Here is a 15,003-nt window from a genome sequence, read left to right as displayed (position 1 = left end):
ATTTAACGACAATATAACTAACGATACGACAGAAGTAAAGGAGCTTATGTATGAAAATTGAGAAGATTGAAGTGTTTGCCGTCCGTTTCCCACTAAAAGTCCCATTCGTCGTCAGCTATCACCGCTATGAGGATATGCCGTCCGTCATCGTCAAATTGACGAGTGCTTGCGGTCATGTCGGATACGGCGAAGCGGTCGCCGATGAGCATGTTACCGGTGAGTCGCTAGAGAGCACGATTTCAATCATCCATCGCTTGCTCGGACCACAGTTGATTGGGGAGAACCCGATGCATATGGAACGGATTCACGATGTGATGGACCGGTCCATCCGGGACGTGCCCGCCGCGAAAGCGGCACTCGACATCGCGTGCCACGACCTCGTCGGGAAGAAGCTTGGTCTTCCGGTATACGACTTGATCGGTGGGCGTTATCATGACGCCTTCCCCGTGACGCATGTCCTCAGTATCGGTGACCCAGATGCGATGGCCGAGGAAGCGAAGCAGCAACTCGATGCCGGTTACACGTCCATCAAGATGAAAGTCGGGGTCGACGTCGCCTCTGACGTCGCGCGCGTCGCCGCGGTCCGACGCGCGGTCGGACCGGACGTCCCGATTCGCGTCGACGTGAACCAAGGCTGGGAGAATGCCGGGAAGACGCTACAGGCGATGCAGCAGCTCATCCCGTATGCGCTCGACTGGATCGAACAGCCGGTTCGGGCCGACGATTTCGAGGGGATGGCCGAAGTGAAAGCGAAGAGTGTCGTCCCGATCATGATTGATGAAGGAGTGCGCGGCATGCCTGAGATGCGCCGGTTGACGCTCATGCAGGCGGCACACAAAGTGAACATCAAACTGATGAAGTGCGGTGGGATCTATCCGGCGAAAAAGCTCGTCCATATCGCGGAAATGTCAGGAATCGAGTGTCAAATCGGGTCGATGGTCGAGTCGTCCATCGCCTCGAGTGCGGGCTTCCATGTCGCCTTCTCAAGTAAAATCGTACGTTCCGTCGAATTGACGGGCCCGCTCCGGTTCGCACAAGATGTCGGGAACTTGCAGTACGATTTGCCGTTCATCCGCTTGAACGAACAGCCCGGACTCGGGATCGAAGTCGATGAGGCCGTCCTCGAGCAGTTGGCGACGGCGCGGTATGAGGTGACGGGCTGATGTGGTCTGGGGTTTGGAACGGTCTCACGTTATACGTTCGCCATTTGACGGAACAGGATTTGCCCGCCATCGAGTCCGTCCAACGAGCGGTCATTGACGAATTGACCGAGTCCGCTCACTATCAAGCGCTCACGACTGGCGAGTTTCAAAAACTATTGGCAGACCGAACCATCATCGGGGCATATCGGGACGAAGATTTAATCGCGTTTCGCGCGCTCCTCATCCCGCCAATCGATGCAGAGCATCTCGGCCGGGACATCGGGTACCCGGAACACTCGCTCGAGCGCATCATCTATCAGGAAGTGACGAACGTCCATCCGTCGTTTCGGGGTTATCGCCTGCAACAACATCTCGGCCACCTCTTGATGGAGGCGTTTAGCCAAGACGTCCGATTCGACCTCGTCTGTGCGACGGTCGCCCCGTTCAATATTCCGAGCTTGAAAGATAAGTTCGCCCTTGGACTTCGGATTGGCGCGCTGAAGCCGAAATATGGGGGGAAATGGCGCTACATCTTCATGAGAGAGCTACACACCGGTTGGCATGGGGATGGACTCGTCACGTCCGTCGAGATGGCTGACACGGCGCGACAAGTGCGACTGTTACAGGACGGCTGGTATGGGACGGGTATGCGTGAAATAGATGGGACATGGTATATCGACTACGAAAAACAAGCCTGATCGTCATGATCAGGCTTGTTTCAATCGAGTAGGAACAAGACATCGTCCGCGAACTTCTCATACGTCCGGTCGCTCGGATGGAATTGATCGGTCGCAAGGTCCCGTGACACGTCGGAAACGTAGGCGAACGGGTCAATGACGTCGATGCGTTGCGCGTTCGCGAACTGTGCGGCCGACGCATTCCAATCGAGGATGAGTTGATTGAACGCTTCCCCGTTCTCATTGTCTTGGAACGGATTGTATAGCGCGATGTAAATGATTTGAGCGGAATCGTTCAGGTTGCGGATTTCGGTGAAAATCGTATTCAAGTTCGTCTTCGCATCGGCAACGACTTGGGTGATGTCGACCGAGTCGAAATTATCGACGTTCTCGCCGCGGTTGAACAAGTCGTTTCCACCGATCGTCAACGTGATGTATCGAGCGTTCTCGATTGTCCGTCGTACTTCGGGCTGCTCGAGCTGAGCGAGTAAGTCCTCGGTGCGAGCTCCCGAGACGGCTAGGTTCTGTGACCGGATCCCGTCTTCTTGTAATGCCCGGCTGACGGGTTGCACGTATCCGGCGCCCGACGTCGAGCCGACACCGCGTGTGAGCGAGTCACCGAGGGCGACGAACACGTCACCTTCTGGTGCAGGGCGGGCATCCTCGTTGACCGAGAGCGTCCGTTCTGGCGGATGAACGATATCTTGATAACCGATCCATAGGCCGTATAGAGCCGTTCCTGTTAGAAAAATCGAGCCGATTAAAAACGCGTACCACTTTCGGTTTTTCATCTGATGACCTCACTTTCGTTGTTCTCATCATATCAAAAAAACGTGAACGTGCCCTATGTGAATGTTCGAATAGGACAGACTGGCATCGTCTCCGCTAGAATGGAAAAGAGGTGAGACGATGCAACCAACATTGAAGATTGATCAATTGACAAAAGTGATTGGGAAAAAGACGATTATCGACAATATGTCGTTCGACGTGTTCCCGGGTGAAGTGTTCGGCTTCCTCGGTCCGAACGGGGCCGGGAAGACGACGACGATTCGGATGATTGTCGGTTTAATCAAACCGACGAACGGGACCGTCTCGATCTGCGGCTATAACGTCGAACGAGAATTCGTCCAAGCGATGAACCAAATCGGGGCGATTGTCGAAAACCCAGAACTGTACAAGTTTTTAAGTGGTCGTGAAAACTTGGAAGTGTTCGCCCGCATGTTGCCGGATGTGACTGAGGCGAGAATCCAAGAAGTGATTGACCTCGTCGATTTGACGGCACGAATCGATGACAAAGTGAAGACGTACTCGCTCGGGATGCGGCAACGGCTCGGGATCGCCCAAGCGCTCCTCAACACCCCGCGCGTCTTGATCTTAGATGAGCCGACGAACGGACTCGACCCGATGGGGATTCGGGACTTGCGCCTTTTCATCCGCCGACTCGTCGAAGAGACTGGCTTAAGCGTGCTCGTCTCGAGCCACATTCTAGCGGAAATCGAACTGCTCGCCGACCGCGTCGCCATCATGTCTCGCGGCAAAATCGTCAAAGTCGGCACGGTCGGGGACTTGATCAACGAGCTCGCCTCGACGGTCGACGTTCATGTGCCGGACAGCTTCGAGGCGCTCCCGATTGTGCGCGGATTCGAGTCGGTGACCCAAGCCGATGTCATCGATGAACGAACGATTCGCGTCTCGATGAACTTGGAGGACACCGCCGACTTGAACCGCTATTTACTCGAGCGCAACGTCGCGGTCTCCGGTCTAGAGCGACGCGTCCAAACGCTCGAAGAGTTGTTTATTTCGTTGACCGGGGGTGACCACATTGTCTAATCCTTCAATCATCGGATTGATTCGAAACGAAGTGTTAAAGATTCATCGCAAACGACGGTTGCTGGTCGTCTCGACGATTCTCGTCGTCCTCGTCTCGATGTTCACGTATGCGAACTATCGACAGATCGAGAAGCAGCGGGAAGAACAGGGAACGATTGATTGGCGCGTCGATTTGCAACAGGAGATTATCGACACGCAAAACCGGCTCGCCTCGGCGAACGTCCAAGACGAGTTCCGGCAAATCCTCGAATTTCGGGTGCAACAGAACCAATATTACTTAGATAACGACATTAACCCGAGTTACCCGGGGGCACCGACGTTCATGCGCGTCTTCTTCTCCCAAGGGACGACGCTCGTCCTGCCGCTCTTCATCATCGTCCTAATGGCCGATATCGTCAGCGGCGAGCATAACGACGGGACGATTAAGACGCTCTTGTCGCGACCGGTCCGGCGCTTCAAGATCCTGCTCGCGAAATGGATGACGACGCTTCTGTATACGTCGCTCCTCATCTTTATCACGGCGCTCGTCAGTTATGCGAGCTCTGGTATCGTGCTCGGCTGGGACGGTTGGACCGCGCCGATACTGACCGGATTCCAAGCCTCGCCGACCGGTACGTTCTCGACCGACTTCGTCCATACGTTGCCGATGTGGCAATATCTACTCATGTCCGTCGGTCTCGCCTGGTTCGTCGTCGCCGCGGTCGGGACGATCGCACTCATGGTGTCGGTCATCGTCAAAAACACGGCGACTGGGATTGGCATCATGATGGCTGTCCTTATCTCAGGTCCGCTTTTGACGTCTCTCGGTTCGAACTGGGACAGTTCGAAGTACCTCGTCAACGTCAACTTCGGTCTTCATACCTATCTCGAGGGTCAAGCACCACCGATCGATGGGATGACGTTACCGTTCTCGCTTATCGTGATCACGCTCTGGTCACTGGCGGCACTCGCTTACGCGTTTTACCATTTCACGCAAAAAGATGTATATTGATTCGACGTCGCCCGTTACGGGTGACGTTTTTTTATACAGTGAGAAAGGCGCTGTCCTGATATACGAGTAGTCATATTTACTTAATATTTTAAATTATCAAAATAATCAAATGGTTGGATATCTTAATTGTGTGAAACTATGTAAAGTTTGAATCACCACATAAGGAGGGACACACAAATGAAAAAAGTATTATCCACATCCATCATCGCCGGCGTCTTACTCGTACCGCAACTCGTCGGGGCGAGCGAACTCAAATCAGGGACGTTGACGAAACCGTCAAACGAGGCACCGACGACAATCGTCAAAGAATATGCGAAAGCGAAAGGGCAATTCAAGACGCTCGAGTCGAAGCAAGACAAAGTCGGTCAAGTCGTCAAGTTACAACAGACTGTTGACGGGGTACCGGTCTTCGGTGGCATCGTCGTCGGCGTTGTCGATGAAGCGGGACAATTGAAGACGGTCGTCGATGACACGAAAGCTGTCAAAGGATTACATAAGTCAATCAAGTTGAACGAACAAAGAGCAATCAACCGCTATAAAGAGCTCGTCGGTCATCAAGGCGCCTATGAGCTTGAACCGAAAGCGGAACTCGTCGTCTATCCACAAGGCGACTCGGCCGTCTACGCGTATGAAGTGACGGGAACGATTCTTGACGCGGACGAGCCGTCACGTTGGACGTACTTCATCGACGCAGCGAGCGGAGAAGTCGTCAACAAGTTCAACCAATTGGCGCATGCGAAGCCGGTTAACGGTGTGACGGGCACGACGTACACGGGAACAGGCATCGATGTTCTCGGCCAAAGCCAGACGTTCAAGACGACGAAGAGCGGATCGTATTACTATCTTCAAGACTCGACTCGTGGTAAAGGAATTTACACGTATGATGCGAAGAACCGGACCCTCTTGCCGGGATCGCTCTGGGCCGACCTCGATAACGTCTTGAATACGACGTATGACCGGGCAGCAGTCAGCGCGCATGTCAACGCGACGAAGACGTATGATTTCTTCAAGAACACGTATGGACGGAACAGTTACGACAACAACGGCGCCGCGCTCAACTCGACGGTCCACTATAGCCGTAGTTACAACAACGCGTTCTGGGACGGTAGCAAGATGGTATACGGGGACGGGGACGGCCAAACGTTCACATACCTTTCCGGGGCGCTCGATGTCGTCGCGCACGAATTGTCGCACGCCGTCACGGAGTACACGGCAGGACTTATCTATCAAAACGAGTCAGGGGCCATCAACGAAGCCATCTCGGATATCTTCGGCACGGTCGCCGAGTACAGTGTCGGCTCGGATTTTGACTGGTTGATTGGGGAAGATATCTATACACCAGGCGTTGCCGGTGACGGACTCCGTTCAATGGCGAACCCGGCCGCATACGGCGACCCAGATCACTACTCGAAACGTTACACGGGGACGCAAGACAACGGCGGCGTCCATATCAACTCAGGGATCGTCAACAAGGCGGCTTATCTACTTGGAAATGGTGGCACGCATTACGGCGTCTCGGTCCAAGGCGTGGGCGTCATGAAGATGGGGGATATCTATTACCGTGCCCTCACAGTATACTTGACACCATCCTCGAACTTCTCGAGCCTCCGTCAGGCGGTCGTGCAGTCAGCGAAAGACTTGTACGGTGCGACGAGCCCGGAAGCCATCGCTGCGGCGAAGTCGTTCGACGCGGTCGGCATCAATTGATAGGCAGACATCGACTTCACAAGGGGTCGATGTTTTTGTGTGGGCGATACAGGCTCTGAACTTTTGGGTATAAGGAAGGGATATGAAAAAAGTGAGGTGAGCCCGAATGAATGATTTTGATGCATATAAAATTGATCAACAACAAACACGGCGACTTGAGGAATTCGATACATCCGTTTCCGACCGACCGACTGACGATGAATTAAAAAACAAACTGATTCCGGAAAGCATCGAACGATTGAAAGAACTGCATTGGAAACTATATGCCGAGGCGGAGACAGGAGTCATTGTCGTCTTACAGGCGCTCGATGCTGGGGGAAAAGACGAAGCGATCAGCTATATCTTTTCGAACTTGAACGCCCAAGGGTTGAAGACGAACGCCTTCCAGAAGCCGTCCGAAAAAGAAAAGAAACATGACTATTTGTGGCGCATGCACGACTTGATGCCAGAACGCGGGCAGGTCGGTATCCTCAATCGCTCCCATTACGAGGAAGTCATTGCCCCCCGAGTACACGATTTGCTCGGGGAAGAAGCGATTCCGGAAGAGACCGACAAAGAGGCGGTTTGGTCGTTACGTTATCGCCAAATCAATGATTTTGAGCGCTACTTGCATGAGAACGGGTTCGAAATCATCAAGTTCTTCTTCAACGTCTCAAAGGATGTACAACGAGACCGATTGCTGGAACGGTTAAAAGACCCGAAGAAAAATTGGGAGTTTTCCTTTAGCGACGTCAAGGAGCGACAGTATTGGGACGACTATCAGGCCATCTTTGCCGACATGCTCTCGAAGACGGCGACGGAACACGCCCCGTGGTATGTGCTCCCGGCCGATGACGAATGGTACGCCCGCTATATCGTCTCTTCGGTCATGATTGACGTGTTAGAGCAAATCGATCCCGAGTTTCCGACGTTCACGGAAGAAGAACAAGAAAAGATTGACGAGGCCATCCGGACGCTTGAGAGCGAGTGAATCAAGGCGTTCTCGTGAACAACAATTTCCCCTCTTGCATTGAAAGCGAATTCACAGTACAGTGGACATATCGAAAGACGTCTGACATCTGTACAAAGGAGTAATGCACGTGGGGAATATCAGTTTATTGTTTGGTGGCGTGGCGCTATTTTTAAATAGCCTCGTCTTATTCGGGAAAGTCGACGTGAAAAGCGCCGGCGCGTTCAGCTTGTTCACCGGTCTATTGCAAGCGTTCATCGCGACATGGCTCGTCGTCCATGCGACACCGGCCGAAGTGTTCGGTTATGCAGGAATTTATTTGTTCGCTTTCACTTATTTATACGTCGGTGTCACGTTCTTGTATGACTTAGACGGTCGCGGCGTCGGTTGGTTCTCCCTTTTCGTCGCGATTGCCGCATTGTTTTACGCAGGGATCGGCTTCGGACGGGCTGATTTTGTGGACGGGGCGATGTGGACGTTTTGGGCGTTCCTTTGGGCGCTCTTCTTCCTCGGCATGGGGCTCGGGCGCCCGATCGATGCGGTAACGTCACGGGTCGCGCTCGTCTTGAGCTGGTTGACGTTGATCGTACCGGCAATGGTCGGAATGTCTGGACTGGCGACACCGCTATATACGATCATGTGGTGGGCTGCGAGTGGTACAGCGGTTCTCTACTTCGGGTTCACGATGTGGCGATACCGCTTGATTGAAGTGACCTCATGAAGATGCTCCGAGCGAGCATCTTTTTTTTGCGTATTAATTTGTGTCTAATGTGTGAAAAGTGGGAATGGAGAAACAAAGGAGGCGGACACGAATGAGTGATGGACTAGTTTTATTGCTCGGCTTGCTATTATGTGGTTGGATGCTGTTTGCCGTCGTATTTGATGATACAATTAAACGAAGAATTTGACTGACCGTCTCCTTCCTGGAGCGGTCTTTCGTTTGAGGAGTGAGCTGGATGGAAAAAACACCCGTCATCGTGATTGTCGGACCAACTGCGGTCGGTAAGACGAAGACTGGAATCGAGTTGGCAAAAGCATTCAACGGAGAGATCGTGTCCGGTGACTCGGTACAAGTGTATCGCGGCATGGACATTGGATCGGCAAAAGTGACGGTCGAGGAGGCGGAAGGAATCCCGCACCATTTGATTGACATTTGTGACCCCGATGAACCGATGAGCGTCGCCAAGTTTCAACAACGGGCACGTCAGGCGATTGACGATATTTATGCCCGCGGTAAACTGCCGATTCTCGTCGGTGGCACCGGACTATACATTCGATCTATCTTATATGATTATGAGTTCGCTGAACGGCCAGTGAACGAGGCGCTGCGAGCGTCGCTTGAAGACGAGGCGAGTCGCCTCGGCGCGGACGCGCTGCATGAGCGGTTACGTGAACTCGACCCGAGACGGGCCGAACAAATCCATCCGAATAACGTGCGTCGTGTCATTCGCGCCCTTGAAGTCGCGATGCAAGGGGACAGTCAAGCAGTCGATAGCGCCCCGTCCGAACATTATGCCTATAAGCTGTTCGTCTTACACGCTGACCGGGACGTTCTCTATGAACGAATCAATGAGCGCGTCGATGTCATGGTCGAGACGGGTTTGGTCGATGAGGTCAAACATCTCCTTGACGCAGGATATGGGAATACACAGGCGATGCGGGCCATTGGGTATAAAGAAGTCGTCCCTTACATCGAAGGTCGCATCACGGAAGAACGGATGCGCGAGACGCTAAAACAACATACACGGCAATTCGCCAAACGACAATTGACGTGGTTCCGTCATCAATTTGATGGGATTTGGGTGGATATGGGAAGAAAATCATTTGAACTATCGTATAAAAATATTTATGATGAAGTTGAGGGGTTTTTTCGAAAATTCCGATTATTTGAAAGAGACACAGACTAGGGGGAATGCAACATGAAGGCAAGCTATAACATCCAAGACCATTTTTTAAATCAGTTGCGCAAAGAGATGGTACCGACGACCGTGTTTTTAGTGAGTGGGTTTCAAATTCGGGGAGTCATCAAGTCGTTCGACAACTTCACGGTCATCGTTGAGTCGGAAGGACGCCAACAGTTGATTTATAAGCATGCGATCTCAACGTTTTCACCAGCCCGTAACGTTACGCTGTATGAACCAGATGCAGTGGAAGTGACAGAAGGATAAGCCATAAAGAAAGAGCGGCCCGGGGACCGCTCTTTCTTTATGCCGTTTTTACGTCTTTGTCATGACCGACCGCCTCGAGCACGCGGTGGATGGCACAACCGCCAAGGATCGAGTCGAGTTGGTCGCAAAGTTGTGACGGTTTGGACCGATACAAGTGGGCGAACGTGCGCTTCCATGACCGCTCCGCCGACTGGATTCGGACGAGCAGGTCGGCGTGGCTGAGCTCTTTCAACTTTTCGATGTTCATACGGTTCGTCCGGGCGAAGGCGGACAAGACGAGCGCTTTTGCGAGCGGTGTCTGCACTGGATAGCCGAGGACGATTAGTGTCGCCATCGCGCCTTTTAGTTCATGGGTGATAATCGATTCGAACACCGCATCGTGCGTATATGGATTCCCGGCATGACCGGAGACGATTCGTTCGAGATCAGCCTCAGGCACCGGGCAGGCGGCTGCTTTGATGATTTGTTCAGTCGTCGGATGTTCACTCGCATAACGTGTCGCTTCCCCCGTCGCGATGAGCCGTTCATACGTGTCTATCAATGAAATCATTTCGATTCCCCCTTTTTATAGCTAACTCTATCGTATCAATACTCGTAAGCGCTTTCAATGAAATCTGAGATTTTTTTCGACCTATAACGAAAGTATGTTCGCCTAGCCTAATGAAAAACGGTACAATGGGCACAGATGCGAAGGAGGGGCTATGATGAACTATTATCAACAAATCGAACGAGTCACAGGGGACGGGTTTGACCGGAATATTTACCAAATCCCGGCCATGGAGCAATCGGACGTGCGCTTGGCTGATTTGACGGACGGGACGCCCGTCGATACGAAAGCGCTCGTCAGCACGGTCGAGGTGAAAGAAAGTAAGTCGGGCGCGAAGTGGCTTCAGTTGAACGTGACGACGGCGAGCGGTTTAATTCGCGCGAAGCATTGGCTGCGTGGCAATGAGGATCAGCTATTGCCGATTTACGAGTCGGGTGTCGTCGCCCTGTCAGGAAAAATCGACGTCTATCCGAAACCGGATGGCGCAAAATCCATCACGATTGACAAGGTGCAAGCCATCTCTCGCGACGAAGCGGTCTCGCTCTTACCTGGCCTGCCAAATGACGAGACGATTGACGCGTTCGCGGACGAATTGTTTGCAATCCTTGCGACGCTATCTCCAGACGCCCAAAAGATTGCCTATGCCCTGCTCGAGGACGTATGGGACGACTTCGTCTTGGCCCCGGCCGCCTTGTATCATCATCACAACTATGCTGGCGGGTTGTTGAAGCACACGACGTGCATGCTTCGGCTCGGCTATCGGATTCAGGAGCAAGACGACTACTTGGCGATGGCGTTCCGTGTCATCAAAGAGGCCGAGCAGTTGCACAAAGTAGACGTATGGAATACGATGAACGGTGTGAAAGTCGAGCAGGCGTTCAAAGGGACGTTCGAGTCGCTGTATGCGGCGTGTGAGGCGGTCGCCGAGCTGAAAGAACCGCTTCGGTGGGATGAACTCGCCCTCGGGATTTTGTTCCACGATATCGGCAAACTGTACGAATATAGTCATCTATTGTCGTCACCGCGTCGCTTCGAGAATTTGTTTGCCGTCTCGGGTACGAGCGAGACGACAGGGATTTCCATCAATCCGATGGGCAGTCTAATCGGTCATATGCCGTATGGAGGGCTGTTGTTCGAGAAGAGCCAGCGTCAGTCTGGCGTCACGTTACCGCTTGATGTCCATCATCGGATTTGGCATATGATTTTGTCCCATCATGGAAAGCGGGAATGGGGATCGAGCGTCCTCCCGGTGACGGCTGAAGCGTGGTTGCTCCATCTCATCGACCTGCTCGACGCTCGGTATGAGAAGTGGGCGCGTGTCCATGACAATCTATGAAGTGAGGTTTTTGCAATGATTCCCGTGCAACTTGTGACCGGTTTTTTAGGCGCCGGTAAGACGACTTATATGAACAGGCTGCTCGCGGCGACGAACGAGCGTATCTTGCTCATCGTCAACGAGCTCGGTTCCATCAATTTGGATGAGCAACTGATCGTCCAAATGGACCAAGAACAAATCGAACTATCGAACGGCTGCATTTGCTGCTCGATTCAAAACGATTTGAGCAAGACGTTTTATCAGCTCGCGGCCAAAGACAAGACGTTCGACCGAATCGTTATCGAGACGACGGGCGTCGCCGATCCGGCCCCGATCATCCAGACGATTTACTATGATGACTATTTACGAACTCATTTCAAGCTGACCGCGATTTTGACGGTCGTCGATGCGAGTCAAATGGACCGGGACTTGTTTATAGAAGGAATTCACCAAATCGCTTATGCCGATGTGATCCTGTTAAATAAGACGGACCTCGTGGACGAAGCGGTGCTCAGACGGGCGCATGAAAGGATTCGTACAATCAACCCGACCGTTCGTGTCGTCGAGACGGTACAAACGGAAGGGGACTACGATCTGCTCGAGGATACGTTCCAATTGTCCCGTGTCGATGAGCGACAGCTGTCCACGTTGACGGAAGGTCACGGCTCCGTGGCCACACTCCGTGCCGTCACGTTGACGACAGATGTTCCGCTTTCCCGGGAGCGTGTGACGCGTTACGTCCGAGAGGTGCTCATGCATTATGAAGATCAGCTCTATCGCTTGAAGGCGATTGTCCGACTTGACGGGGAACAATCCAAATTCGTCGTTCAGGCGACGAACCAGTTGATGGGTGCGACGTTCGCGAACGAACCGAGTGACGACACCCGTTCCGTGTTCGTCTGGATTGGGAAGGAACTTGACCGTGAAGCGCTCGCTCGCGGATTACATGCTTGTGAGGTGGATGAGACGTGAAACTGATGTTAGTAGATGGGTTCAACTTGTTGTCACGTTATTACTTCGCGACAGAGCGTCGCCGGGCGCTCGACCCTGATGTGACAGTGAAAGGATTGCTTCGAAAAGTCGATGGCTGGACGAATGACTTCTCCCACATTGCCTTCTTTTGGGACGGGCCGCGTGAATCGACGCATCGCTTCGCGCTGTTCCCTGAGTATAAGGCGACGCGGACCGGACTCCCGGAGCCGTTATTTGACGACTACGTCAAATTACGGGCGGCCTTGACGGAACGAGGCATTTTCCAGTCGGAACTTGCCGGCTATGAGGCCGACGACTTGATGGGGGCGGTGGCGACACACTTCCCGGGCGAGTCGTACCTCTATTCGTCGGACCGCGACCTGCACCAACTGTTATCGGATTCGGTCTTTCAAATCGTACCGAAAAAAGGGGAAGAAGTGCTTATGAACGGGACGCTGTTCGAGTCACTCTACGGCATCAAACCGCTCCAATTCGTCGATGTGAAGGCGCTCCAAGGTGACGCGTCGGACAACATCCCTGGTGTTCGCGGAATCGGACCGAAAACAGCGACGATTCTCGTTCAGTCGTATGATACGGTCGAAGTGCTATTTGATCGATTGAAGCATGATCAACTGCTCGAGGCGCACCGGAAGTTCTCAAAGAAGCTCGATGGACAGGAAGGCGTGGCGAAGTTGTCGAAACAGCTCTCGCTCATCGACATTCATGCCCCAATCGAGATGGACTGGGAGGCGTATCGCTTTGGTTCACATCTATTTTGACGCCGCCACGAATCAAGAGACCGCTCTGAACGGACTAGGTGTCTGGCTGCGGCAAACTGACGGCACGGTGTCGACGTATATGAAGAAAGTGTCGGGGTTGACGAGCGTTCAGGCTGAACTTGCCGCCCTCGACTTTGCGCTCGAACACGCGCACCAGCTCGAAGGTGAGACGACGTTCATGATATATTCGGATGCGGAGACGGTCGTGCGCGCCCTTGAGCATCGGTTTTTAAAAGATCAAACAATGCGTCCTTTGTTCGTTAAAGCGCTAACGCTCTATGACGAGTTGCCACATAAGTTCATCAAGTGGATTCCGCGTGCGGAGAATCGATCCCATGATGTGGCGAAACGAGCATTAATGATGGAGTGAAAGTCGGGCGTTGGCCCGACTTTTTGTCAATTGCAGGGGAATGATTTCTTTTTTGCAAAAGTTTCGCTAAAATGAAAGCGTAGTCAAAAAAAGAGGGGGAATTTTCATGGATTATCGGATTGAACGGGACACGATGGGGGAGATCGACGTTCTAGCTTCGGCGAAATGGGGCGCACAGACACAGCGCAGCCTAGAGAACTTTAAAATCGGGACGGAGAAGATGCCGATCGAGGTCATCTACGCCTTTGCCATCTTGAAAAAAGGAGCCGCGCTCGCCAATGCCGAACTCGGCGTCCTCGAACAAGAGAAGGCCGATGTCATCGCCGAAGTGGCCGATGACATCATCGCAGGGAAACACGATGCCGAGTTTCCGCTCGTCGTCTGGCAGACCGGTTCTGGGACGCAGTCGAACATGAACGTCAACGAAGTCATCGCCCATTTGGCGAACGACTTATTGAAGGCGCGCGGTCAAGCGCTCACGATTCATCCGAACGACGACGTCAACAAGTCGCAAAGTTCAAACGACACGTATCCGACCGCGATGCATATCGCGGCCATCTTGGCGGTCGAGGATCACGTCCTCCCCGCGATCGACGCGCTGCACGGGACGCTCGCGCGTAAGGCCGATGAATTCATGGATATCGTCAAGATTGGTCGGACCCATCTTCAAGATGCGACTCCCGTCACGCTCGGGCAAGAGATTAGCGGTTGGGTGCGTATGCTCGAACTCTCGAAACAGATGATTGAGCGGACGATCGAACCGTTGACGGAACTTGCGCTCGGGGGTACGGCTGTCGGAACGGGCATCAACGCCCATCCGCGTTTCGGGGAAGTCGTCGCGGAGAAGATTTCACACGAGACCGGTAAACCGTTCGTGACGGCAGTGAACAAGTTCCATGCGCTCACGAGTCATGACCAGCTCGTCTTCACACACGGCGCGTTGAAGGCAGTTGCCATGGACGCGATGAAAATCGCGAACGATGTCCGATGGCTCGCCTCGGGACCACGTGCTGGAATCGGAGAGATCACCATTCCTGAAAATGAGCCGGGTAGCTCGATCATGCCAGGTAAAGTGAACCCGACGCAAAGTGAAGCGTTGACGATGGTCGCCGCGCAAGTGCTCGGCAATGACGCGACAATCGGATTCGGCGCGAGCCAAGGGAACTTCGAGTTGAACGTCTTTAAGCCCGTCATCATGTATAACTTCTTGCAGACGTGCCGCCTGTTGACGGACAGTCTGCACTCGTTCGATACGCATTGCGCGGTGGGCATCGAGCCGGATCGTGACGTAATCGCCCATAACGTGGAGCGCTCGCTCATGCTCGTCACAGCGCTCAATCCGCATATCGGTTATGAAAATGCGGCGAAAATCGCGAAACTGGCCCATAAAGAAGGCGTATCGCTTAAAGAAGCGGCGCTGAAAACGGGTCTTCTCAGTGAGGAACAATTCGACAAGTGGATTCGTCCGGAAGAGATGACGTCACCAAACTTAAAAGTCGAAAAATAAAACAAGGGCGGCCGCAAGGTCGTCTTTTCTTTATGGTATTTTAGGGCGT

General features: G+C 53.1%; 16 protein-coding genes. 14 read left to right on the top strand and 2 right to left on the bottom strand.

Annotated elements, in window-relative coordinates:
• Positions 1 to 50 precede the first annotated feature (50 nt).
• Both DI14_RS02520 and DI14_RS02515 read left to right on the top strand, forming a co-directional pair.
• The gene (locus DI14_RS02520) at positions 51 to 1,163 is read left to right on the top strand and encodes a mandelate racemase/muconate lactonizing enzyme family protein (RefSeq protein WP_034804795.1); all 1,113 of its coding nucleotides are present in this window, start codon (positions 51 to 53) and stop codon (positions 1,161 to 1,163) included.
• The gene (locus DI14_RS02515) at positions 1,163 to 1,840 is read left to right on the top strand and encodes a hypothetical protein (protein WP_034804792.1); all 678 of its coding nucleotides are present in this window, start codon (positions 1,163 to 1,165) and stop codon (positions 1,838 to 1,840) included. Before DI14_RS02520 ends, DI14_RS02515 begins: the two co-directional genes overlap by 1 nt.
• 20 nt (positions 1,841 to 1,860) lie before the next feature.
• Here the strand turns inward: DI14_RS02515 and DI14_RS02510 are convergent, their stop codons facing one another.
• A complete protein-coding gene (locus DI14_RS02510) occupies positions 1,861 to 2,610 on the bottom strand; it encodes a GDSL-type esterase/lipase family protein (RefSeq protein ID WP_034804789.1) in 750 nt (249 codons plus the stop codon).
• A gap of 118 nt (positions 2,611 to 2,728) precedes the next feature.
• On the opposite strand from DI14_RS02510, the gene DI14_RS02505 reads away from it, so the two are divergent.
• The 7 genes from DI14_RS02505 (at position 2,729) to hfq (ending at position 9,464) form a co-directional block, all read left to right on the top strand.
• On the top strand, positions 2,729 to 3,649 hold the full coding sequence (locus DI14_RS02505; protein WP_034804786.1) for an ABC transporter ATP-binding protein: 921 nt from the start codon (positions 2,729 to 2,731) through the stop codon (positions 3,647 to 3,649).
• Positions 3,642 to 4,640 carry an ABC transporter permease gene (locus tag DI14_RS02500; protein ID WP_034804783.1) on the top strand — a complete coding sequence of 333 codons (999 nt, stop codon included), beginning with the start codon at positions 3,642 to 3,644 and terminating at the stop codon, positions 4,638 to 4,640. The genes DI14_RS02505 and DI14_RS02500 overlap by 8 nt, the downstream gene beginning before the upstream one ends.
• Before the next feature lie 177 nt (positions 4,641 to 4,817).
• On the top strand, positions 4,818 to 6,347 hold the full coding sequence (locus tag DI14_RS02495) for a M4 family metallopeptidase (RefSeq protein ID WP_034804781.1): 1,530 nt from the start codon (positions 4,818 to 4,820) through the stop codon (positions 6,345 to 6,347).
• A gap of 106 nt (positions 6,348 to 6,453) precedes the next feature.
• Entirely contained in the window at positions 6,454 to 7,317 is an 864-nt protein-coding gene (locus tag DI14_RS02490; protein WP_034804779.1) for a phosphate--nucleotide phosphotransferase, read from the top strand.
• A 109-nt stretch (positions 7,318 to 7,426) separates the two neighbouring features.
• On the top strand, positions 7,427 to 8,017 hold the full coding sequence (locus DI14_RS02485; RefSeq protein ID WP_034804777.1) for an AmiS/UreI family transporter: 591 nt from the start codon (positions 7,427 to 7,429) through the stop codon (positions 8,015 to 8,017).
• Positions 8,018 to 8,252: 235 nt separating this feature from the next.
• Positions 8,253 to 9,203, top strand: a complete 951-nt coding sequence (gene miaA, locus DI14_RS02480) for a tRNA (adenosine(37)-N6)-dimethylallyltransferase MiaA (RefSeq protein ID WP_034804775.1) — start codon at positions 8,253 to 8,255, stop codon at positions 9,201 to 9,203.
• A 12-nt stretch (positions 9,204 to 9,215) separates the two neighbouring features.
• Entirely contained in the window at positions 9,216 to 9,464 is a 249-nt protein-coding gene (gene hfq / locus DI14_RS02475; RefSeq protein ID WP_012726185.1) for an RNA chaperone Hfq, read from the top strand.
• A 37-nt stretch (positions 9,465 to 9,501) separates the two neighbouring features.
• On the opposite strand, the gene DI14_RS02470 is transcribed toward hfq, so the two are convergent.
• Entirely contained in the window at positions 9,502 to 10,014 is a 513-nt protein-coding gene (locus DI14_RS02470; RefSeq protein ID WP_034804773.1) for a hypothetical protein, read from the bottom strand.
• A gap of 154 nt (positions 10,015 to 10,168) precedes the next feature.
• Here DI14_RS02470 and DI14_RS02465 point away from each other — a divergent pair, with 154 nt between their 5' ends.
• The 5 genes from DI14_RS02465 (at position 10,169) to fumC (ending at position 14,954) form a co-directional block, all read left to right on the top strand.
• Positions 10,169 to 11,347, top strand: a complete 1,179-nt coding sequence (locus DI14_RS02465) for an HD domain-containing protein (protein WP_034804770.1) — start codon at positions 10,169 to 10,171, stop codon at positions 11,345 to 11,347.
• A gap of 15 nt (positions 11,348 to 11,362) precedes the next feature.
• On the top strand, positions 11,363 to 12,298 hold the full coding sequence (locus tag DI14_RS02460; RefSeq protein WP_034804766.1) for a GTP-binding protein: 936 nt from the start codon (positions 11,363 to 11,365) through the stop codon (positions 12,296 to 12,298).
• 5 nt (positions 12,299 to 12,303) lie between these two features.
• Entirely contained in the window at positions 12,304 to 13,077 is a 774-nt protein-coding gene (locus DI14_RS02455; RefSeq protein ID WP_034804950.1) for a 5'-3' exonuclease H3TH domain-containing protein, read from the top strand.
• Positions 13,058 to 13,447: a reverse transcriptase-like protein gene (locus DI14_RS02450; protein ID WP_034804763.1), complete on the top strand. Its 390-nt coding sequence runs from the start codon at positions 13,058 to 13,060 to the stop codon at positions 13,445 to 13,447. The genes DI14_RS02455 and DI14_RS02450 overlap by 20 nt, the downstream gene beginning before the upstream one ends.
• A gap of 106 nt (positions 13,448 to 13,553) precedes the next feature.
• Positions 13,554 to 14,954: a class II fumarate hydratase gene (gene fumC / locus DI14_RS02445; protein WP_034804761.1), complete on the top strand. Its 1,401-nt coding sequence runs from the start codon at positions 13,554 to 13,556 to the stop codon at positions 14,952 to 14,954.
• Positions 14,955 to 15,003 lie beyond the last annotated feature (49 nt).

The organism is Exiguobacterium sp. AB2 (assembly GCF_000696055.1).
In the GTDB taxonomy this organism is placed as follows: Bacteria; Bacillota; Bacilli; order Exiguobacteriales; family Exiguobacteriaceae; genus Exiguobacterium; species Exiguobacterium alkaliphilum.
This window is presented reverse-complemented; position numbering and strand designations above follow the sequence as displayed.